This window comes from Robbsia andropogonis (genome assembly GCF_034047095.1).
GTDB classification, from domain to species: domain Bacteria; phylum Pseudomonadota; class Gammaproteobacteria; order Burkholderiales; family Burkholderiaceae; genus Robbsia; species Robbsia andropogonis.
Genome location: NZ_CP139170.1, coordinates 1,359,590 through 1,382,282, shown reverse-complemented (window position 1 = coordinate 1,382,282; position 22,693 = coordinate 1,359,590). Strand labels below are relative to the sequence as shown.

15 protein-coding genes and 6 pseudogenes are annotated in these 22,693 nt (G+C 59.2%); 9 read left to right on the top strand and 12 right to left on the bottom strand.

Translation table 11 applies throughout. The features are described from left to right. Positions 1–55: 55 nt before the first annotated feature. From SJQ66_RS19600 to SJQ66_RS19580, 5 genes and pseudogenes are all read left to right on the top strand, one after another. A complete protein-coding gene (locus SJQ66_RS19600; RefSeq protein WP_024902026.1) occupies positions 56–1,612 on the top strand; it encodes a lipopolysaccharide biosynthesis protein in 1,557 nt (518 codons plus the stop codon). After that, positions 1,609–1,824 (top strand): annotated as a pseudogene (locus SJQ66_RS19595) (glycosyltransferase family 2 protein); the annotation flags it as partial. The gene SJQ66_RS19600 and the pseudogene SJQ66_RS19595, both read left to right, overlap by 4 nt. An 801-nt stretch (positions 1,825–2,625) precedes the next feature. Next, positions 2,626–3,801 carry a glycosyltransferase family 4 protein gene (locus SJQ66_RS19590; RefSeq protein ID WP_046152767.1) on the top strand — a complete coding sequence of 392 codons (1,176 nt, stop codon included), beginning with the start codon at positions 2,626–2,628 and terminating at the stop codon, positions 3,799–3,801. Next, positions 3,798–4,895 carry a UDP-glucose 4-epimerase GalE gene (gene galE / locus SJQ66_RS19585; RefSeq protein ID WP_320535207.1) on the top strand — a complete coding sequence of 366 codons (1,098 nt, stop codon included), beginning with the start codon at positions 3,798–3,800 and terminating at the stop codon, positions 4,893–4,895. Before SJQ66_RS19590 ends, galE begins: the two co-directional genes overlap by 4 nt. 60 nt (positions 4,896–4,955) lie before the next feature. Then, a complete protein-coding gene (locus SJQ66_RS19580) occupies positions 4,956–6,071 on the top strand; it encodes an MraY family glycosyltransferase (protein WP_176025936.1) in 1,116 nt (371 codons plus the stop codon). Between the two features lie 28 nt (positions 6,072–6,099). Here SJQ66_RS19580 and SJQ66_RS19575 read toward each other — a convergent pair whose 3' ends face one another. Continuing rightward, a complete protein-coding gene (locus SJQ66_RS19575) occupies positions 6,100–6,708 on the bottom strand; it encodes a glycosyltransferase family 4 protein (protein ID WP_320535206.1) in 609 nt (202 codons plus the stop codon). 115 nt (positions 6,709–6,823) lie between these two features. Here SJQ66_RS19575 and tnpC point away from each other — a divergent pair. From tnpC to SJQ66_RS19555, 4 genes and pseudogenes are all read left to right on the top strand, one after another. Then, positions 6,824–7,807 (top strand): annotated as a pseudogene (gene tnpC, locus SJQ66_RS19570) (IS66 family transposase); the annotation flags it as partial. A gap of 305 nt (positions 7,808–8,112) precedes the next feature. Further along, positions 8,113–8,313: a hypothetical protein gene (locus tag SJQ66_RS19565; RefSeq protein ID WP_320533730.1), complete on the top strand. Its 201-nt coding sequence runs from the start codon at positions 8,113–8,115 to the stop codon at positions 8,311–8,313. Continuing rightward, entirely contained in the window at positions 8,303–10,381 is a 2,079-nt protein-coding gene (locus SJQ66_RS19560; protein WP_320533729.1) for a recombinase family protein, read from the top strand. The genes SJQ66_RS19565 and SJQ66_RS19560 overlap by 11 nt, the downstream gene beginning before the upstream one ends. A gap of 1 nt (position 10,382) precedes the next feature. After that, positions 10,383–10,601, top strand: a pseudogene (locus tag SJQ66_RS19555) (transposase domain-containing protein); the annotation flags it as partial. A 447-nt stretch (positions 10,602–11,048) separates the two neighbouring features. Here the strand turns inward: SJQ66_RS19555 and rfbD (SJQ66_RS19550) are convergent. The 11 genes and pseudogenes from rfbD (SJQ66_RS19550) to rfbF all read right to left on the bottom strand — a co-directional run bounded on the left by rfbD (SJQ66_RS19550) (position 11,049) and on the right by rfbF (position 22,470). Continuing rightward, a complete protein-coding gene (gene rfbD, locus SJQ66_RS19550) occupies positions 11,049–11,930 on the bottom strand; it encodes a dTDP-4-dehydrorhamnose reductase (RefSeq protein WP_320535205.1) in 882 nt (293 codons plus the stop codon). Between the two features lie 140 nt (positions 11,931–12,070). After that, positions 12,071–12,625 (bottom strand): annotated as a pseudogene (locus SJQ66_RS19545) (polysaccharide biosynthesis protein); the annotation flags it as partial. A 180-nt stretch (positions 12,626–12,805) separates the two neighbouring features. Then, a pseudogene (locus SJQ66_RS19540) lies at positions 12,806–13,496 on the bottom strand (polysaccharide biosynthesis protein); the annotation flags it as partial. Between the two features lie 44 nt (positions 13,497–13,540). Beyond that, positions 13,541–14,421 (bottom strand): annotated as a pseudogene (gene rfbD, locus SJQ66_RS19535) (dTDP-4-dehydrorhamnose reductase). A 137-nt stretch (positions 14,422–14,558) separates the two neighbouring features. Next, on the bottom strand, positions 14,559–16,565 hold the full coding sequence (locus tag SJQ66_RS19530; RefSeq protein ID WP_320535204.1) for a polysaccharide biosynthesis protein: 2,007 nt from the start codon (positions 16,563–16,565) through the stop codon (positions 14,559–14,561). A gap of 24 nt (positions 16,566–16,589) precedes the next feature. Further along, complete coding sequence (locus SJQ66_RS19525) at positions 16,590–17,771, bottom strand: MraY family glycosyltransferase (protein WP_320535203.1); 1,182 nt, start codon at positions 17,769–17,771, stop codon at positions 16,590–16,592. A 2-nt stretch (positions 17,772–17,773) separates the two neighbouring features. Next, positions 17,774–18,751: an NAD-dependent epimerase/dehydratase family protein gene (locus SJQ66_RS19520; protein ID WP_320535202.1), complete on the bottom strand. Its 978-nt coding sequence runs from the start codon at positions 18,749–18,751 to the stop codon at positions 17,774–17,776. Between the two features lie 107 nt (positions 18,752–18,858). After that, on the bottom strand, positions 18,859–20,082 hold the full coding sequence (locus SJQ66_RS19515) for a class I SAM-dependent methyltransferase (protein ID WP_320535201.1): 1,224 nt from the start codon (positions 20,080–20,082) through the stop codon (positions 18,859–18,861). After that, positions 20,079–20,630 carry a dTDP-4-dehydrorhamnose 3,5-epimerase gene (gene rfbC / locus SJQ66_RS19510; RefSeq protein ID WP_320535200.1) on the bottom strand — a complete coding sequence of 184 codons (552 nt, stop codon included), beginning with the start codon at positions 20,628–20,630 and terminating at the stop codon, positions 20,079–20,081. Before rfbC ends, SJQ66_RS19515 begins: the two co-directional genes overlap by 4 nt. Further along, a complete protein-coding gene (rfbG, locus tag SJQ66_RS19505) occupies positions 20,627–21,739 on the bottom strand; it encodes a CDP-glucose 4,6-dehydratase (protein ID WP_320535199.1) in 1,113 nt (370 codons plus the stop codon). Before rfbG ends, rfbC begins: the two co-directional genes overlap by 4 nt. Next, the gene (gene rfbF / locus SJQ66_RS19500) at positions 21,703–22,470 is read right to left on the bottom strand and encodes a glucose-1-phosphate cytidylyltransferase (protein WP_320535198.1); all 768 of its coding nucleotides are present in this window, start codon (positions 22,468–22,470) and stop codon (positions 21,703–21,705) included. The genes rfbG and rfbF overlap by 37 nt, the downstream gene beginning before the upstream one ends. Positions 22,471–22,693: the final 223 nt, after the last annotated feature.

Sequence of the window (22,693 nt, the reverse complement as noted above, 5' to 3'; positions counted from 1 at the left end):
GGAACGGCGGCAACGAAGGATGCCATTGAAGCTGCCTCACCAAGCAACGGGCCCGATGCCGGACAACGACGGCGAGCGCCCGCGTCCGAGCCACGTGCGCGCGGCCGCCCGCAATCTGTTCTGGCTGGCCGCGGAGCGCGCCACCCAGTTGGGCGTCGCGATCATCGTTTCGGGGATGCTGGCGCGCTATCTGGGAGCGGACCTGTTTGGTAAATGGCAGTACGCGAACACACTGCTGACGGTACTGGCGCCGATCACCTGGATATGTGGCGCGGAAATCCTTGTTCCCGCCATCGTGTCGGCCTTGCATCCTGCCGCGTCGACAAAAGCGACAGGTGGGCCACAGTCGGAAGGCGGCACGGCATGGCGCCACGCCGTGGACGATACCGCGGCCCGTTCACTCGGCGCCATTCTCGGCAGCGCGTTCGCGTTGCGGTTCAGTGTCTCGGCGGCGGCCTTGCTGCTGGTCTGGATCGTATTGGCCTGGTGCGTCCTCGCGCCCCCGGTTGCCTCCATCGCCGTTGATCCGCACGTCGCGGCGATGCTTGCAGGGCTGGCCGCGACGATGTTGTTCCGCGAGCCCTTCGGCGTGATCTCCACCTGGCTGCAAGCGCGCACCTATTCGAAACCCGCGTTGGTGCTCAGTCTCGGCGCGGCTGTCGGAAAAGCCGGGGTGCTGGTGCTATTGATCAGAATGGCGATCCCCGCCGGCGCACTGGGTTGGCTTTGGGCGGCGGAATCGGCGCTTATCGCCGCCGGGCTCGTCTGCTACTACCGCGTGTTCTGGCGTCGGGAGGCATCTGGAGGCGGTGCATCCGCACCAGATGCGCAGCAGCGTGCATACAGCCATGCCGCCGCACGATGGCATGTCGATCGGGGGCTGGTGCGTGTCTATCTGCGCAGCGGCGCGGTGTTCTGGGTCGGCCTTGTCTGCATGTATCTGTTCATGAAACTCGATCGGCTGGTGCTGCAGCACTATGCCGATTACGCCACCCTTGGGCGCTACGCCGCCTCGCAGCAGTTAACCGAAAACTGGGTCACCGTCGCCTTGATGCTGGCGCAGACGGTCGGGCCGGCGTTTATCTACCGCGTCGATACCGCAGCCGCGCTGCAGCGCAACCTTTGGCGCTTGTTGGGATTGACGCTGCTGGCCATGAGCGCCGGCGCCTTGCTGCTGTCCGCCGCCGCGCCCTGGATCGTGCGGATCGTCTTCGGCCCCGGCTTCGACGCGGCGGCCAGCTATCTGACGTGGGCAAGCTGGATCGGCGTGCTGGCCGGCCTGGAAGCCATCGCCAATCTAGTGGCGCTGAAGTTCCAGGCACGCAGGCTGGTGCTGGGCAAATGGCTGGTTGCCGTGGCGCTGGGCTTCGCCGTTGATCTTGCGCTGGTGCCAAGCTACGGCGGCTATGGCGCGCTCGCCGGCCTGGCGGTGGGCTATCTTGCCGCACTGATCGCTGACCTGCTGTTTGCCGGGTACATGATCCGAACGATACGGCACGCCGAGCGGCGGCATGGCACGGATCACGGCGACCATGCGGACAAGGGAGCCCCGCACCCGCCACTGCACGCTGGCCGTCCCACCGACGACGGCCATACAACGGATACACGATGACCGACTTGCCTCGCCCCCCTCAGCTCGATGTGCTGATGCCGGTTTTCAACGCGCAAGACGATGCCTGGCGAACACTGGCGGCGCTCGACGAGCCAGCGCTCGCGTCTATCCGGGTGCTGGTCGTCGACGACGGCAGTACCCCACCGTTCGAAGCGCCACCATCCGCGCAACTGGCGACAAACGTCCGCGTGGAGATTCTGCGTCTCTCGCCCAACGGCGGTATCGAACGCGCTTTGGCCGCGGGGACGCGCGCACTATTGTCTGATACGGTCGGGCTTGGCAACCCTGCTCCTTCGGACGAACTCCCCGACCAGGCCGACAGGGCAAACCGGGGCGCGGATGTCACGCATGAGGACTACGCGGCATCCAATCGGATGCCCGATCTGACGCAACGCTTCATCGCGCGCATCGACGCCGGCGACATACCGCTGCCTGGCGCGCGCACAAAACAATTGGACCACCTCCTTGCCCATCCAAACGTCGGTGCCATCGGCATGGCCGTAGACGTCGTCAATCGCGAGGGCGTATTGCTTTACACGCTAAGGCCACCGCTGGACCCCGCGGCAATACGGCGTCAATGCTTCGCGCGAAACTGCTTCATTCATCCGGCAATGACCCTTCGCGCCAGCGCGCTGGCCGAAGCCGGCGGATATGACACGGCATATCCAGCCGCCGAAGATCTCGATTTGTTCCTGCGTATCCTTCGCCATCATGATTGCGCAAACCTGCCCGATGTCGGCTTGCGTTACGAGATCAACGAGCGTGGGATCAGCGCGACGCGCCGCCAACGCCAGATCGACTCGACCCTGCGACTGTTCCGGCGCGAATTCACTCCCGCGCAAGGCCGCAATCCCTATTTCTGGCTCGGGGTCGTCAAGCACCTGGCGCATCGCGTCATCCCCTATCCCGTGCTGCAACGGATCAAGCGCAGGGTATTGAACCGCCGCCATGCCCCGGCAACTGACGCGCGGCGCCTCGCCGACAACGGCGCGCCGGCCAAAAACACCGGGCAACTGCATGTTTGCCTAGTCTCGAATACCGCCTGGTCGATCTACAATTATCGGCACGGACTCCTGCAAACGCTATGCAACCAAGGGGCGCGCGTCACGATCATCGCGCCGGAGGATCGCACATTCGCAATGCTGCAATCCATGGGTTGCGAGTGCCTGCATCTGCGCATGGCGTCGAAAGGGACCAAACCACGCCAGGACGGGGCAACCCTGCTGCAATTGCTGGAACACTATCGGCACCTACGACCGGACGTCGTCTTTCACTACACGATCAAGCCCAATATCTACGGCACGCTGGCCGCCGCTATCGCGCGGGTACCCTCCGTTGCCGTGACCACCGGTCTGGGCTATGTATTTCTGCATGACACCCCGGCTGCCCGCGTGGCCCGCGCCCTGTATCGAATCGCTTTCCGCTTCCCAAAAGAAGTCTGGTTTTTAAACCCCGACGACCGCGGCGCGTTCCTCGATGGCAAGTTGCTCGCGCACCCGGAACGAGCACGTCTGCTTCGAGGGGAAGGCGTTAACCTCAACCATTTTTCCCTGACGCCGCCAGCATCCAACGCCACCGACTCGGCGGCCCCCTCGGACGCCGCCGGGCGCGCACCCTTCCGTTTCCTGTTCATCGGTCGTTTGTTATGGGACAAAGGCGTGGGCGAATTTGTCGAGGCGGCCAGACGACTGCGTCACGAATTTCCGTCGGTCGAGTGGCAATTGCTGGGACCGGTGGGCGTCGAGAACCCTTCTGCCATCTCACCTAGTGATGTGCGTGCGTGGGTCGATGAAGGCGTGGTGACCTACCTGGGCGAGGCGCATGACGTTCGACCGGCCATCGCCCAGGCCGACTGTATCGTCTTGCCGTCGTATCGGGAGGGCGTTCCGCGCACGCTGATGGAGGCCGCCGCGATGGGCCGCATCGCGATCGCCACTCGGGTGCCGGGATGCGTCGAGGTGGTCGAGGATCAAGTCAATGGCATACTGTGTGAGGTCCGTAATGCCGATGCGCTGGCGAATGCGATGCGGATGGTATTGACATGGTCCCCGGAGCGTCGGCGCGAGGTCGAGCGTGCCGCACGGGACAAGGCCGAACGGGAATTCGACGAGCGTGTGGTCCTACGGCAATACCAACGCACGCTATCGGACATCACGGGACGTACTTTTTCGTTGGAGAGCGACACATGAACATCCTTGCGCAGACAGCATCGGATCGCGGCGCACCTGACAGCGGTTCGGCACAAGGCGCCGCATCGAAAGGCCGCATCCTCGTCACAGGCGGTGCGGGCTATATCGGCGCGCATACGTGCGTCGAGTTGATGGGTGCCGGCTATGATGTCGTCATCGTCGACAACCTCGTCAATAGCAAACGCGAGGCCGTCAGACGCATCGAACAGATCACAGGCCGGCCGGTGTCGTTCGTTGAAGGCGATGCGCGCGATGCCGCGCTGCTCGACGACATCTTCACGCGTACGCCGATCACCGGCGTTATCCATTTCGCGGCGCTGAAAGCCGTGGGCGAATCAGTCCAGAAGCCACTGGCTTACTATCGGAACAACCTGGAAGGCCTGCTCGTCGTTCTGGAAGTAATGGAACGACACAAGGTCAAGCACTTCGTTTTCAGTTCGTCCGCCACCGTCTACGGCGACCCGGCGTCGGTACCCATCGACGAAAGCTTCCCGTTGTCAGCCACGAACCCGTATGGTCAGTCGAAACTGATCGCCGAACAGGTGTTGCGCGACCTGCTGGTCTCGGATAACACGTGGCGTATTGCCACGCTGCGCTATTTCAATCCCGTGGGAGCACATCACACAGGCCTGATTGGCGAAGATCCGGCGGGCATTCCTAATAACCTGATGCCCTACGTCGCTCAGGTGGCGGTTGGCCGTCTCGCCAAACTGCGCGTTTTCGGCGGCGACTATGACACCCATGACGGCACCGGCGTGCGTGACTATATTCATGTGGTCGATCTGGCGCGTGGTCACCTGGCGGCCCTGGATGCTTTGGTCAAGCTGGACGAGAGCTTCACCGTCAATCTGGGGACCGGCAAGGGCTATAGCGTGCTGGATGCAATACGGGCGTTCGAGACCGCGTCGGGTCGGGCGGTGCCCTATGAAATCGTCGCGCGCCGTCCGGGAGATATTGCCGCCTGTTACGCCGATCCCACAAAAGCCGCCGAACTGATAGGCTGGCGGGCACAATACGATCTCGCCCGTATGTGCGTGGACCAATGGCGATGGCAATCGCAGAATCCCCACGGATACGCGGACGCCCAAGCCTGACGCCCTGCTCGTGCCGGTGCCGTCACGGGCGCCGGCACCGCTTCCCTCACCCTCTGTGTCATGATCAGTCTTGCTCTAGGCTTTTTTATTTCGCTGTTGATCACGTTGTTGATCGTCCGTTACGCCCATCTTCACGCCGAGCTTTCGGCGGATCGTGACTTGAACGGTGTACAGAAATTTCATGCGCAACCGGTTCCGCGTATCGGCGGCGTGGGCATTTTTCTCGGCCTGGTCCTGGCCGCCTTGCAACTTTATTTCACCCGGTTTCCAGGCGTTGCCGACAGTTTGCTCATGATGGCGGCATGCGGGCTGCCGGCGTTTGCGTCGGGGTTGATGGAAGACCTGACCAAGCGGGTCACGCCAATGATCCGGTTGACCGCGACAATGCTCTCGGCGTTGCTATGTTGGTGGCTGATGGGCGTGCGGATCACGCACGTGGATGTCAGTTGGCTCGATCCTTGGTTCGGCATCGCGCTGATCGGCGTGCCGCTGACGGTGATTGCCGTCGCCGGTCTTGCAAACGCGATCAATATCATCGATGGCTTCAACGGTCTGGCCTCGATGGTCGCGTTTATGATGTTCGTCTCCCTCGCCTATGTGGCGTTCCAGGTGGGTGACCCGGTTGTGCTCTCCGGCTCGCTCATCATGATGGGCGCGATCCTGGGGTTCTTCCTGTGGAATTATCCGGCGGGCCTGATCTTCCTGGGGGACGGCGGTGCGTATTTCCTTGGTTTCATCCTGGGCGAATTGGCGGTTTTGCTGGTGATGCGCAATCCCGCCGTCTCACCGTGGTATCCCGTGCTGCTGGCGATGTATCCCATCTTCGAGGTCTGCTTCTCGATCTATCGCAAACGTTTCGTGCGCGGGATCTCACCCGGTATTCCCGACGGCGTACATCTGCATATGCTGGTCTACAAGCGATTGATGCGCTGGGTCGTCGGGGCACAGACCGCGCGCGAGCTTACGCAACGCAATTCGCTGACGTCGCCCTACCTCTGGATGCTATGCCTGTTGGCAGTGATTCCCGCCACGCTATTCTGGCGCGGCACCAGCGTCCTGTTCGCGTTCGTCGTGGTGTTCGCGCTGGTCTACGTCTGGCTGTACGTCAGTATCGTGCGGTTTAAATCGCCAAAATGGCTGATTTTCAGGAAACGGAAGGCGTCGGGGAACGTCTGACGCGCGCATCCCTATACACCCTCCGGCATCACGCTTCGATCATTGTGCCGGTCAATGCATTTATAGTCACTGCCGCGCTCCGCTGCCAGCAGAAGCGTGACAGATGACGCGTCATCTGATGCGCCAACGCGGGAGAACGAGATTGACCCAATGTCAGCATGTCGAGCATTCGCTCGCGAATCTCGGATTGACAGAGCGGATCGTCGACGTAGACTGCGCACTCTCCCGCCGCTTCAGGTACCGATGCAACTCGGCTAGCCAGAACCGGGGTCCCGCAGGCATAAGCCTCGAGAGGTGGCATGCCAAAACCTTCATATAACGGCAAGAACGCCAGGAAGCGAGCCGCGCTGTAGAATGCCGCCATTTCGTTGTCCGCGACGAAACGCGTGGGCCGCAGAATGCGGACGCCTTTGGCCGTGGCACGTGCAATGGCGACCTGGATGTCATCGCTTTGCCAACCATCCGCGCCGATGATGACGAGAGAAAGCTTCCGCGTTACTTCCACCGGCAAGGCCGCAAAGGCGCGGATAACGTTCGCATGGTTTTTGCGCGGCTCCAGATTCCCAACCGATAGCACGAAATCATCGGTGTGCACCCCGCACGACTCGCGAATGCGGCGGCTGTCTTCAAGTGACATCGGTCTATAGCACTGCCTGTCGACCGCAGGTGGCGCTATGACAATCCGAGCGGGATCAATGCCGAAATACTGCGCTATTCGATTTTTGCTAAACGTGGATACGGTAACGATGGAATGCGCATGCGTAATAGCGAATGGCAAACCAATCGGTGAGGATGTCGCCGAGCAGCTCGAGTACGTGCCCGGGAGCTGGCGTGCCATTCGACACATGCGCCCCAAATTCAGTTGCGCATGCTGTCAGACACTCGTTCAAGCGAGCGCGCCGTCACGACCCATTGCCCGAGGGTTAGCCGGTCCCGGTTTGCTCGCACACGTCATGATCGGCAAATATGCCGATCACCTGCCGCTGTACCGACAGTCGCACATCTATGCACGTGACGGACTGGACTTAGATCGCTCGACGCTGAGTGAATGGGTCGGCGGTGTCACACGACTGCTGCGCCCATTGGTAGAGGCGCTGCGCCGATATGTAATGGCGGGGCCGTGCGTGCACGCTGATGACACGCCCGTGCCGATGCTGGCACCGGGCAAAGGCAAGACTGTCACGGGTCGGCTGTGGGCGTATGTGCGTGACGAACGCCCAGCGGGCTCGGCAAATGCCCCCGCATTATGGATGGCGTTCACGCCCGATCGTCGCGGCGAACATCCGCAACGACACCTCGGCGAGTTCAACGGCATCATCCACGCCGACGGATTTGCAGGATATGACGCGCTGTATGGCGACTCGCGAACGCAGGCGGCCTGCTGGGCGCATGCCAGACGCAAATTCTACGAACTCACGAAGTCGCATCCGTCGCCGGCGGCAGGCGAAGCGGTGCGCCGCATCGCGGCACTGTATGCAATTGAAGAGCAGATCAGGGGGGAGCCCCCGGACAAGCGTTTGCTAGTACGAACCGAACACAGCAAACCATTGCTCGACAGTATGCGAACCTGGCTAGACACGCTGATCCCAACGCTATCGACCAAATCGGCGCTCGCCGGTGCGATCCAGTACGCGCTCAATCGATGGGATGCGCTGAATACATTCGTCCAGGATGGCCGTGCGGAAATTGACAATAACGCCGTCGAACGCGCGTTGCGTGCCGCGGCAATTTCCCGTTCATTCTGCCCATATCGGGCAGGAAGTCGAGATTCATTATCGTTGGCATCCGCTGTATGGGCGTCGCGTCAAGGTTAAAGACATCGAGCGTCGCGGCGGAGGTCAGGTCGTCCATGTGGAGGCGGACCCCGGTGTAATCAGGATGATCGCGGGATGGATGCTCGATGCCGCGATTTGTTCAGCGATGGTTCTCGGCGAACCGAGAGTTACCGTAGCGACACTGCATAATCTGCATCAATTGCTGGTCGATCTGCATTTGCGGGGAAACTCTCCGGACGGTTCCACCAACGTCCGGGAGAAACGCAATGGGCAATCTGCCAAACGTCGTTCCAGCAGGTCAACAGTTATCGCGGTCGATGCCGCCCCAGATGAACCTGATGTTCGACGCGGTCGAGCTTCAGGGGATGAACGCGGTGCAACGGGCAAACACGCTCAGGCATCTCGCATGCCTGTTGATGCAGGCGGCGGGCATCCCGACTGCGAAGGGGCGTAACGATGACGAATGATGATCGTTTGCCCGCAGATCTTCTTAAACGCAAGGCGGTAGTTTATGTCCGACAGTCCAGCCGAACGCAGGTCCAACTGAACCTCGAGAGCCGGCGCCGGCAGTATGACCTCGTGCAGGAAGCAAAGCGACATGGATTTCGCGACGTCGAAGTCATCGACGACGACCAGGGACGCTCGGCGAGCGGCACAGTTGCGAGACCGGGCTTTGATCGTCTGGTCGCGTTATTGTGTGCAGGCGATGTCGGCGCAGTGCTTTGCCTGGACGCCTCACGCCTTGCCCGCAATGGACGCGACTGGCATCATCTGCTCGAGCTCTGTGGTCTCGTTCAAGCGCGGGTAATCGACCTTGACGGTGTGTACGATCCTTGCCGGGCAAATGACCGGCTATTACTTGGCATGAAGGGCAGCATCAGCGAATTCGAACTCAACGTGCTTCGAACGCGCATGCACGACGCCAAACGAGAGAAGGCACACCGTGGTGAATTACGTATCAGCGTGCCGGTCGGCTATATCTGGCATCGTGATGTTGGTCTGGGTTTCGATCCAGACGCACGGTTGCAGGAAGTCATACGCCTGATTTTTACTCGTTTCCGGCAACTGGGCAGCGCGCGGCAGGTTCTGCTGTCGATGAACGCTGAACAGGTCCACTTCCCGCGCCCCTCTGACGGCCGGACGCTGACGCGGGTCGACTGGACTCCAATACGCTACCGTAACGTGATTTCGGTGCTCAAGAATCCGTTCTATGCTGGTGTCTACGCGTATGGCAAGAGCGGCAAGCAGATGACGATCGTCGAAGGCCGGGCACGCAAGAGCTACAAGCACCGCAAGCCGTTTGAGAACTGGGACGTCATGCTCCGGGAACACCACGAAGGCTACATCGACTGGGCGGAGTTTGAACGCAACCAGAAGAAGCTCGCGACAAATGCTTACGGCAAGGCGGGCGACGTAAAATCCGGTCGTGGTGGCCGCGCGCTGCTCGCTGGCCTGCTTGCCTGCGCACGCTGTGGACGTCGCCTGTCGGTGGCCTACGCTGGACGTATCCCGCAGGCCGTGTACCGGTGTGACCGCTTCGACACGTCAGCGCGATGTATGAGGTTCGGTGGTTCCCGTATCGATGCGACTGTCAGCAAGGAGCTTCTGCGCGTCGTGGAGCCATTGGCGATCGAAGCGGCACAACAGGCTGAGCAAATGCACATGGATACCCTGAACGAGCAGCAACAGATCGTGGAACTCGAACTGCAGCAGGCCCAGTACGAGGCCACGCTGGCTGAGCGGCGCTACGCCGCCTGTGATCCCGAGAACCGCCTGATTGCCGCGCAGCTGGAGAAGAACTGGGAAGCGGCATTACGTCGTGTACAGGCCTGCCAGACGCGCGTGGAGACGGTGACTGCACCAAAGGCGCAGGCTCCCCTGCCTGACTTTACGAAGCTCGCCGAAGATCTTCATGCTGCGTGGAATGCACCGAGCGTCGCCATGCGCACACGTCAACAGCTTGTTCGCGCGCTCATCGTCGATATCGTTGCCGACGTCGACGAGGCTACACGCGAAATCATTCTGACGATCCACTGGCAAGGCGGTCAACATTCCCGGCTACGGATTCGCAGGCCGCGAACTGGCGAGCATGGCTGCAGTACGTCAGACGAAGCGCTCGCGGTTATTCGCAGCATGGTAACCCGATGGTCCGACGAGGACATTGCTGCATCACTGAACCGCATGGGAATACGCACAGGACAGGGCAAGACCTGGACCGCACATCGTGTCAGCTCTGTACGGCATGTCCGCGATATCCACGCCTACAAGTCGGCAGATAAGGATGGCGACTGGCTGACGATGTCTGAGGCAGCGAAGGAGCTTGGTGTCACTCACTACATGATCCGGCGTTTGATCAACGATCGGATTCTGCCTGCCGAGCAGGTCGTGCCTGATGCCCCATGGCAGATTCGGACGATCGATCTGCACAGCGAAGCGGTTACCGCAGCACTGGCGCGCAAGTATCGCCCGTGTCGCAACGATGTCGAAGGCCAGATCCCAATGTTTATCCAGGTTTCAGAAGGAGGTGCACAATGAACGCCCCGTTGCATTGGGCCGCAAGAATTTTTTATTCGCTGGTTCCGAGTCCGGCGGCGACAGGGCTGCTGCCATGTACAGCCTGATCGGTACGGCCAAACTCAACGGCATCGAGCCCGAAGCGTATCTGCGCGAGGTGTTCACGCGCATAGCCGACCACCCGGTCAACCAGATCGAAGATCTGCTGCCGTGGAACATCGCTTCCAGCAAACCCCGCTAAGCTTAAAAGGCTTATTAAAGTGCCCATTTATTTTTAAATGGGCACTACCGGCTTGCCGCCAATCGATACCCAGCCACATGAAATACGCGGCTGACAAGATGCCTTCGGTCGACGCTTACGCTGATCAACAGCCCGACAACGTAAATACGCATCTCGCAAGATGCCGTCGCTGGACGCTTACGGCACATCCTCACTTTCGTAACGCATGCGATGGGTTGAGCCTGATAAGCCACCATTGGCCGAGTGCCGCGGACGCCAAGACAGGCGCATTTACAACGAGCGAGCCCATCATTGGCAAAAAAGAAGGCTTGGCCGAGGCAGCCCTTCCCAACCACGGCCCACATATGACCCGCTTGCTCACGAGCGACGATCTCAGCTACTACAATCGACATGCCACGCGACGTTAGCAGCCGAATTTGACGGTGCCAGATCTTGGCTAAGCACGTCTCATATGCTTTCAAGACATTGGCGCAGCGATATCTGCCACGGGGGCGTACGCAAGCCAAACGTTCGCGCCAACTTATCGTTTGAGATCCGCGAGTTGACGGGTCGTTTCGCCGGAGTGGGGTACTCCGATGCCGGGATCGCATCTACGCGGCAGTTCAACTCCTTGATCGTGAAAATCTCTCGTGCATACTCTGCCCAGTTGGTTTCACCACCGCCGCTAAGATGGTAGGTGCCTGACTTCGCTTGCCACCACGCGGCGTTATCCGCTATCACTTGTGATTGAGCGACAATATGAGCGGTGATGTCGGCGATCGTTCGCGCCGATGTCGGCGCGCCATATTGATCGCCAACCACCCGCAGCAATTCCCGCTCCGCGCCAAGTCGCAGCATCGTTTTAACGAAATTGCCGCCGTGGACGCCGTACACCCAACTGGTACGGAAAATCACGTGATGACAGCCACTCGAACGGATTGCGTCCTCCCCGGCAAGCTTGGTCGCACCGTAGACGTTTTGCGGATTTGTCGCGTCGTCTTCCGTATAGATGCCATCTTTTTCGCCGTCGTACACGTAGTCGGTCGAGTAGTGGATTAGCGGGATACCGGCGCGCTTGGCTTCTTCCGCGAGGATTGCCGGTGCGGCCGCGTTGATTGCCTGCGCGGCATCGCGCTCGGTTTCCGCTTTATCTACTGCCGTGTAAGCGGCCGGATTGACGATCAGCCACGGTGAGAGGCTTCGAATAACCTCACGCATCTTGTCAGGGTTTGATAAATCAAAGCCGGAACGATCCAAACCGATAACCTCGCCTAATCCTTGAAGACTGCGAGCCAGTTCGAAGCCGACCTGGCCAGTAACGCCAGTAAGTAAAATGCGCTTTTCTGTCATGCAGGACCCCGTTATTGGTTCATAAAACGCAGCGCGCTGTAGTTCGCTTGTACTGCCACCGCCGTATCAGCGTGCAAGCGGAGGCGTCCGGCAGGCGCAGCCCTTCCTAAACATAGTTTAACGGAATCTTTATTCCCAACTCAGTGGGCTTGCGGCACCGCGGGAGGCGACAGAACGGCATGGGTCGAAGGCACATATTCCTCGAGCCATTTGCCAAGTTGGGCGCGTACATCATCGTCATCAGGCACATGGGCAGCTGTCAGCCATTCAAGAAGCGATGGCAGAAAGTCATCGGGAACGGCACGCGGCCGGGCAATAAGCAGCTTCGCATGATGCGTCGGACGCGTGGTTTCCGCATCGGCCAACAACTCCTCAAACAGCTTCTCACCAGGGCGCAAACCGGTGTACGAAATACCGATCTGTTCCTCGGTGAAGCCATATAAATGGATCAAGTCGCGCGCCAGATCGACGATCCCCATCGGCCGCCCCATGTCCAGTACGAAAATCTCCCCGCCACGTCCCATGCTCGATGCCTGCAATACCAGTTGCGAGGCTTCCGGGATCGTCATGAAAAAGCGCGTGATATCAGGATGTGTCACCGTCACCGGGCCACCCTTTGCAATTTGCTCCTGGAATTTGGGAATAACGCTACCAGCACTGCCAAGTACATTCCCGAAACGTACAATTTCGAATTGGAATAAGTCTCGACGATGCGGGCTCGATTGCGCCTTTTCAGCGGTGCTGATATCAGTCCTGCCCCAGTCAACGCTGGATTGTCCCGCGACAAAGCCGTCGAAGGTCGATATTCATTTTTCCGGGTCAGGCCGCGCATTGTTTTGCATCAGATCCTCTGACGCGTGCTCGGTCATCATTGGCGCTGCGCGTTGCTGCAAAGCCTGACAAACCATCTGCGCCAGCCGCTTGCTTGCACCCATCACATTTGTTGGATTCACCGCCTTATCGGTGGAAATAAGGACAAAGCGGCCAACGCCCGCTCGGGTGGCGGCCATGGCCGTCTGGTAGGTGCCATAGACGTTGTTACGGACCGACTGCCAGGCATTGACGTCCTCCATCAATAGCACGTGCTTATACGCGGCGGCATGAAACACGACCGACGGGCGGTAACGCGTCATTTTCGAGCAGTAGCCCGTCTTTGACGTCGCCAATGACCTCAACCAATGGAAATTCGGCATGTTGCTCACGACACTCTTCAGCGAGGCGATAAATCGAGAATTCGGACTGATCGAAAGCGATCAATTGGGCCGGCGTGAATTGCGCGATCTGGCGACAGAGCTCCGAGCCGATCGAACCACCTGCACCGGTCACCATCACGACACGTTCGTGCAGCATTTCACCAACGTGTTCAGCATCGATCGACACCGCATCACGGCCGAGCAAGTCTTCAAGATCAATATTGCGGACTCGGGAAAGGAAATTGCCTTCCGGCGCGGTCTCGGTCAGTTGCGGAAGCGTCATGACCCGCGCCGGCGAGCGCATGCAGAGGGCCGCGACGCAGCGCTTCTGCTCCGCCGTTGCGCCCGGCGTGGCGATGATCACGTGGGTGGCGGTACGACCAATGCCAGTGCTTAGAGGGCCGGGCCATATCAACATTACAGACTTTCGACACACTGACGCAACGACGTCTGCCATGGGGCGGCACGCAAACCGAATGCGCACGCCAACTTATCTTTTAAAATCAGATATTTAGATGGATTTTTTGCCGGCGTAGGATACTCCGCAGCCGGGATCGCATCGACGCAACAGCTCAGATCCTTCATTGCGAAAATCTCTCGAGCATAATCAGCCCAGTTCGTCTCTCCGCCGCCGCTAAGGTGATACGTTCCCGTCTTCGTTTGTCACCAGGCATCCGGATCGTGAACCGCGAGCGATTGCGCAACGATGTGGGCCGTAATATCGGCATTGGTTCGGGCCGCTGTCGGCGCACCAAATTGGTCTCCGACCACGCGGAGGAACTCCCGTTCTGCGCCCAACCGCATCATCGTTTTAACGAAGTTGCCGCCATGGACGCCGTATACCCAACTGGTACGGAAAATCACATGGTGACAACCGCTTGCCCGAATCGCTTCCTCACCGGCCAGTTTAGTAGCACCGTAGACGTTTTGAGGGGTCGTCGCGTCTTCTTCCGTGTAGACCCCGTCTTTGTCACCGTCATAGACATAATCGGTGGAATAGTGGATTAGCGGGATTCCAGCGCGTTTGGCTTCTTCCGCGAGAATGGCTGGTGCCTTCACATTGATCGCCTGTGCGGCCTCTTGCTCTGTTTCTGCTTTATCGACGGCCGTGTACGCGGCGGGATTCACGATTAGCGTCGGCGAGACACTTCGCACCACATCGCGAATTTTGTCAGGATTCGACAGGTCAGGGCTGCCCGGTCGAATGTAAGAACAGTGCCCAGACCCTGCAGGCTAAGCGCAAGCTCAAAGCCGACCTGACCGTTGACGCCGGTGAGAAGAATGCGCTTTTCTGTCATAGGGGATCCCGTGATCGGTTCAATTGGATGCTGCCTCTCGTTCACCATTCCGTCTTTCGCTTACATCACGAGGAAGGTAACGGCACATAGCTAAGGGGCTTGTCGTCAAACAGTTTAACGGAATCCCGAAATACGGCTCAATGCGCGCGTACGGTCTCGGGGTGGACCAGGGGCACTTGGGGGTGATGCGAAGATGGGGAATATTCCTCCACCCATTGCCCTAACTGCGCACGAACCAGATCATCGTCCGGCACGTGCGGGGCCGTCAGCCATTTCAGGACCGCGGGCAGGAACTCATCTGGTACCGGGCGCGTACGGGCAATCAGTAGCTTCGAATGGTGCGTGGGACGCGTGGTCTCCTCGTCCGCTAACAACTCCTCGTACAATTTTTCCCCCGGACGCAAGCCGGTATAGGAAATGCCGATCTGCTCTTCTGTGAAGCCATAGAGCCGGATGAGGTCGCGCGCCAGATCTACAATACGCATGGGACGCCCCATATCAAGTACGAAAATCTCCCCTCCACGACCCATGCTGGAAGCTTGCAACACAAGCTGTGAAGCTTCCGGAATCGTCATGAAGAAACGGGTGATATCCGGATGCGTGACAGTGACCGGACCGCCCTTGGCAATTTGCTCCTGGAATTTTGGGATAACGCTGCCGGCACTGCCGAGGACGTTACCGAAGCGAACGATTTCGAATTGCAGGTGGGGGGCATCGCTACCACCGTTGGCGGATGACCGCGACGCATCGGCTGGCGCCATTGAGCACCCCACGCAATCGGCGTTCATCAGTTCGGCCTGCTGTTGCAATGACTGGCACACCATTTCGGCTAGCCGCTTACTGCCCCCCATGACATTAGTCGGGTTAACCGCCTTGTCAGTTGAAATCAGTACGAAGCGTCCGACCCCCGCCTGTTTCGCTGCCATGGCAGTCTGATAAGTGCCGTAAACGTTGTTGCGGACCGATTGCCACGCATTGACGTTTTCCATCAATGGCACATGCTTATAGGCCGCCGCGTGGAATACGACCGACGGCCGGTACCGCTTCATGACCTTCTCAAGTAGCAAACCATCTTTGACGTCGCCGATCACCTCCACCAGCGGCAATTCAGGATGACGATCGCGAAATTCTTCACCGAGGCGATAAATCGAAAATTCCGATTGATCATAGGCAACCAATTGTGCCGGCTTAAAATGGGTGATCTGACGGCAGAGTTCCGAACCAATCGAACCACCGGCGCCGGTGACCATGACGACACGGTCATGCAACAGCTCGCCAACGTGTTTGGCATCGATAGAGACTGCATCGCGCCCCAACAGATCCTCTAGATCGATATTGCGGATGCGCGACAAGAAGTTGCCTTCTGCGTCGGTCTCGGTTAACTGCGGCAAAGTCATCACGCGAGCCGGCGACCGCATACACAGCGCTGCGACGCGGCGTTTCTGCTCGGCTGTTGCGCCCGGCATGGCGATAATGACGTGGGTGGCCGTACGATCGGCGCCTGAGGCGCTGGTCAAACGATCCAGCGCATCGATCGGTCCGAGCACGCGATACCCGTAGATCTCACGACCAATTTTCGCTGCATCGTCGTCAAGAAGTCCCAGCAGGCGCCACTCGGGCGAATACGCAAGTTCGCGCGTCAGCGCGGCGCCGGCACGCCCTGCACCGAGGATCAACACGGGCTTACCACGACGGACGCTGTGGCCGCCCCGCGCGCCGCGATCCAGGTAAAATTCTTTGCCGGCGCGATAGCACGCCCGAGCCCCGCCCAAGATGAGCATCAGAAGAATGGGCGAAACGATCAATACTGAACGGGGCACCAGTGGTACCGGTTGCACCAAGACACTGCCAACCATCGTGATGATTGCGCCAGCAATCACGGCTTTCCCGATGCGGATCAAATCCGGCAGACTGGCAAACAGCCACATGCCCCGATAAAGACCGAACAACCTGAACGACACGGCATATATCGGTACGATCCACAGCAATTGCATCGCTACCGGACGCGCATACTCAGTGGGCAGCGCTCCATTGAAACGCAATAGATAAGAAATGACCCATACGACCGCAACGGCGACGGCATCAAAAACGAAAGCAGCGAATGTCCGCCACGCGGTGTTATTGTGATTTTTGGGGTCTATCATGCGTATTAAGTCATCGGCCTTTCGTCAGTTCGTTTCCACGGCGGACGTGTAACGCCCCCATCGACGATCGATGAAGACACCTAGTCCGGCCAAGCCCGCAAAACACAGCACGGCGGCGATTATTCCGATTGGAAACACATGCCCGGTAGGACGCGCTGTTGCCGAGGGAGCCGTTGCGTAAATGATCGCCCCCCCTCCCGTCAACAGCATCGCGCCATAGGAAATCAGTAAGACTCGCCAGCGCGGCCAGCCCATCCGGGCCATCCGTTGATAGTAATGCTCACGATGCGCCTCCCAGAAACGTTCACCCCGAGCCAACCGCCGAAGCAATGTCACAGTCGTATCGCAAGCGAACGGCGCGAAGACGATGAACGGAAACGCTGCCGGCCATGCTCCGTAGGACCAGCCTAGCCAACCCAAGGACGCGGCAAGAAAACCCAGTGGCACGGAACCGGCATCACCGAGGAACAATTTCGCAGGAGGTGCATTCCAGAACATAAATCCGACAGCCGCCCCCGCCACCGCGCTACTGGCGATCGCGACGTCGCGCACCGCCGAGAGGCGATGCACTGAGGCATCGTACAACGCGGGTGCTCCCGCCGCACTCGCACCATCACGTATTGCAAAAAAAGCAACGATCGCATAGACGGTGAACCCGGCACTGGCCATGCCTCCCGCCAGGCCATCCAGGCCATCCATGAAATTGTACAAATTCATGGACCATACGAAGGTGATGACCGACAGTATCAATAACGCCGTGACACCCCATCCGCTGGTCAGGAAACCTGCTACCGCGCTGCCCGTAAGCGCGGTTCCCGGCGGCCCGATCGCCCAAGTGAGGCAGACGAAAACGACCGCGCTCGCCATATGCACCGCAAAGCGCACCCGGGCCGGTAAACCACGCCGATCGTCGATTTGCGATACCAAGGCGAGGCCCAGCGCAATCAAGGCCGCCAAGCGAAAGGTCGGAGCGGACATGGCCCCCACGATCAGACAGGCCGGGATCAGTCCGAGCCCCCCCACCCGAGGCGTTGGCCGAGTGTGCATCGAACGATGATTCGGCACATCGGTCGCGATGTCCCAAGCCCAACCGGTCTTCATCAACACCGCCAGGATGCCGAAACCAAGGACCAGCGCCGCGCCACCGCACATCACCATGACCGTGGACGTCGGGAACGCGTTCGCCAACCATTCGGACAGTGCCATCGTTAATGTCTCGTTCCGGCCGTGACCGCCGCCAGCGTGGCGCGAATGCCATCGGTAACCGTGTACGGAGGCACCCAGGCAAGGGTAAGACGGATATGCGTCGTGTCGACCCGTAATGGCGAAACGAGGCGCTGTACCTGATCGGCTCGTCCCGCAAGCCGGCAGATGCGCTCCAGCCACGACACCGGTAAGCGCCACAAACGCACGCGCACGCCATGCAAGCGAGCAATATCGGTGATTAGCTCCGGGACCGTGACGTCGACGCCATCGGATACGTTGAAAACCTGTCCGGCGGCAGCCGGATGGGTACAGCATCGGGCGATCGCATCACTCAGGTTGCCGATATAAATCATGCTACGCCGCGCAGTGATAGCGCCGAACGGCAAGGGCAAGCCCGATGTCGCGGCACGCAGCAATTGCAAGAAGTTGGCACGTACGCCGGGTCCATAAACCAAGGGAGGCCGGACGACGACCACCTCCATCCGCGTGTTCTGGCCAAGTGACAAAAGCGCTCGCTCCGCTTCCTCCTTGGAAATGCCATAAGGATCCACCGGCATCGGTGTGTCTCGCTCAGACCATGCGTGAGAAGGGTAGCCAGGCTCTGACTCCCCCATGGCCTTGACGCTACTGACGAAGATCAAACGCCGCACCCCGTTTTTCCATGCAGCGCGCGCAACCCGAAGGCTTCCTTCGACATTCGTTTCGCGATAAGCGGCAAGCCGCGTGTCGAACGATTGACGTGCTTCCTCGCGTTGATGGACGCGCGCGGCAAGGTGCACGACGCAGTCGACCGCATCGTCGTGAGGCCAACATTGATCGATATCGATGAAGTCGCGTGCCGGACTGTAGCGTTGTACGAGCGCAGGATCGCCGTCGAACGGACGCGACGTCAGTCCGACGACCTGATGCCCCGCATCCAACAAGACCCGTGTCAACGATCTTCCAACAAAACCGTTGGCGCCTGTGATCAAGATTTTCATTGTTTCAACGCGCATGCGCCATGGCGCCGAAGCTTTCGCTCCAGCGCCATGGTGTCATGCGGTGACCGTTGTGATCGAGAAATGCGTTTTTCGTCCCGGATCGTCAACTACAGCAAACGAATAGAAGGAACGGCGACCGCGAAACGGCCGCCCCACTCTGCGATATAGCCGTGATGTTGCGCGACTTCATCGGCAATATTCCAGGGCATGATCAAGACGATATCGGGTTTGACCTGACGCAACTGCTCCGGCGGCAGAATCGGGATGTGACTTCCGGGCAGGAACTTGTGCTGCTTGGACGGCGCCGCATCGCAGACGAACGGCAGCAGATCGGGCTTCACACCCGCATAATTCAGCAGTGTATTGCCCTTTGCCGCAGCGCCATAGGCTGCAACCGACTTGCCTTGTTGCTTCTGCTCGAGCAGGAAGCGCAATAGCCCATTCTTGACCTCGTCGGCACGAATCTGAAACGCCGCATAAGTGTCCAGATTCGTCAAACCGCCACGGACTTCATCCGCCAGTACTTTCTGCACGGACGCGTCATTGGCGCGCGCGTCGTCCGCGTGACAGCCATAAACACGCAAGCTACCACCGTGCGTCGGGATTTCGTCGATGCTCCAGACCCGCAAACCGGCCTTTTCAAAGATCGACGACACCGCGTGCAGCGATAAGTAGGAGAAGTGCTCGTGGTACACCGTGTCGAATTGCGTCTGCTCGATCAACTTCAGCAGGTGCGGGAACTCCAGCGTAATGGTGCCGCCCGGCTTCAACGCCGTTTTCAGTCCAACCGTGAAATCATTGATATCCGGCACGTGCGCATAAACATTGTTGCCGGCAATCAGATCCGCTTGCTTGCCCTGTTCGACCAGCCGCTGCGCAAGCGTTGTGCCAAAGAACTCGCGCGTTACCGGCACACCTAGCTTTTCTGCTGCGTCGGCCGTACTGTTCGTCGGCTCGACACCGAGGCAGGGAATGCCAGTCTCAACAAAGTTCTTCAGCAGGTAACCGTCGTTAGACGCCACCTCAATCACCAGGCTATGCGGACCCAAGTTGAAACGCGTGATCACCATGTCGGCGTAGCGCTTGGCGTGCGCCAACCAGCTATGTGACACCGAGGAGAAGTAGGCGTAATCGGTGCGGAACAGCTCATCTGCACGCGCATAGTCTTCCGTCTGCACCAACCAGCATGTTTCGCAGACGAACAACTTCAACGGAAAGTAGGTTTCCGGCGCCTGAAGGTCTGCTTTTGCGAGGTAGGCATTCGATGGCGGTGCGAACCCCAGATCCAGAAAAACGTTCTTAAGGGACGTTTGGCAATGACGGCAATTCATACAGATAATCCAGGGAATGTGGCAGACAAAAGTGGATGGGATTCGTCCCGTCGTGACGTATCCGTTATCGGCAAAGGCCAGGCGATTTGCAACATCGGGTCATTGTATCGCACGCCTCCTTCAGCATCGGTAGTGTAACGCGCTGTATGGAGATAGAGCAGCTCGCTGTTTTCTTCCAGAACCTGGAAACCATGGGCGCAGCCCTCCGGAATAACAAACATCTTGTTATTGTCGAAAGACAACTCCTCCGCATGCCACTGCAAAAAGGTCGGCGACCCGGCACGAAGATCGACCGCAACGTCCCATACCCGGCCCTTCAAACAGCGAATCAACTTCATTTCGGCATGTGGTGCGCGCTGGTAATGCATCCCTCGCACCGCCCCGACGCTCGCCGTTTGCGAATGGTTGATCTGCACAATGCTGCGCGCACCAATGACGTCCTGCAATTCCTGATCGCAGAAAACGCGCTGAAATTTGCCACGATGATCGGCAAACGGGCTTGCCTCGACGACAAAGACGCCTGGCAGGCGGCACTCGGAGGTTTTCATGGCGTGCACCATGATACGCCGGCTGCCGCAGCGTCAGCGCCGTATTGACGCAGTTGCTCGGCACTAAGGACCTGTTGCGATTCGACGAAGGCGCGATACCAGTCTGCCGTATGACGCAACGCTTCCTCGAAGCCCCATACCGGCTGCCAACCCAAAACACGATGCGCCTTCGTACTATCAAGCGAAAGCAAATGCGCCTCATGCGGCTGCGCCTGGCTCGTCATATGCCAACGGACTGCTGGCCACAGGGCCGCCAATCGGGACAACACGTCCTCAACAGTCCGATTGCCGATCGCTTCCGGGCCAAAATTCCATGCGTCCGCGAATGCCGCCTTTCGCTCTAGAAGATGCTGTCCAAGCAGTAGATAACCGCTCAATGATTCGAGCACGTGCTGCCACGGTCGCGTGGAGCGCGGCGAGCGAATTTCGAGACTGCCATTTGCCTCGACCGCGCGCACCATGTCGGGAATCAAACGGTCGACTGACCAATCACCGCCGCCGATCACATTGCCGGCACGTGCCGTTGCCAGCAACGGGCCAGCCGGGTCGTTGAAAAAGGACGCACGATAGCTCGCGGATAGCAGTTCAGCCGCCGCTTTCGACGCACTGTAAGGATCATGTCCACCGAGCCGGTCGGTTTCACGATAGCCCCACAACCACTCATTGTTTTGGTAGCACTTGTCAGTCGTGATATTGACGATCGCCTGGACGCCACCTGCCTTGCGACATGCATCGAGCACGTTGCACGTGCCGACGACATTGGTCGACCAGGTCTCCGCTGGGTCGACATAGGACCGACGAACCAGCGGCTGCGCCGCGAGATGGAATAGGATCTCCGGCTGCACCGCCGCGAAGATTCGGGCCATGGCGTCCGCATCACGGATATCGACGATATGTTCATCGATCGGCAAGTGCTGCAACGCCCAGTGACTCGGCACCGTGCTGGGGGCCAGCGCAACACCCGTGACCTCGGCGCCAAGCTGTTGTAGCCAGAGCGCCAGCCAACTACCTTTGAAGCCGGTATGGCCCGTAAGTATGACGCGCCGACCCCGGTAAATATTACTGAATTGCGTCACTTCCACACCTTCCAAGGCGGCGTGGTTCGCCACAAATCCTCGAGGTGGTTCCGATCACGCAAAGTGTCCATTGCCTGCCAGAAGCCATCGTGCTGGTAGGCGGCCAACTGCCCCATCGCCGCAAGGTTTTGCAGCGGTGCGGCTTCCCACATCACATCGTCACCGGTGATTTGATCTATAGCGGACGGCTCTAGCACGAAAAAGCCACCGTTGATCCAGGCACCGTCGCCGGCCGGTTTCTCCTGGAAATTTAAGACTGCATCCTTCTCGATATGCAGCGCGCCATATCGGCCCGGCGGCTGAATCGCCGTGACCGTGGCCAGCTTGCCGTGTTCGCGATGGAACGCGAGTGTCTTCTTGATGTCGAGATCGGTGACGCCATCACCATAAGTAAAGCAAAAGGTTTCGTCGCCTAAGTACTCACGAACCCGCTTCAAGCGGCCGCCTGTCAGCGTCTCCGCCCCCGTGTCGATCAACGTGACGCGCCAGGGCTCCGCATATTGCTCGTGCACTTCCATCTGGTTCGACGACATGTCGAACGTGACGTTCGACATGTGCAGGAAGTAGTTGGCAAAGTACTCTTTGATCACATATCCCTTGTAGCCAAGGCAGATCACGAAGTCGTTGATTCCGTAGTGGGAATAGATCTTCATGATGTGCCAAAGGATAGGCTTGCCGCCGATTTCGATCATCGGCTTGGGCTTCAAATGCGATTCTTCACTGATCCGGGTGCCGAGACCACCCGCAAGGATTACGGCTTTCATAAGCGAAAAGATGTCAAAAATTTCAAGAAACTGGGCCAAACTTAAATCGCTATTTCTGCCCACGGTCAACCAGAGGTATCTCGGATTCGCTCCGCTTCCCTGTCGTCTTCGAGGCTATTGACAAAAGACCCTGCGTGCCATCGATCGTAGTGTACTTGACTTTAGGGACTGGAGGAAATGCCTCAGGCCGATAACAGGCACCACTGCGTCGCGCCTCTCGCTT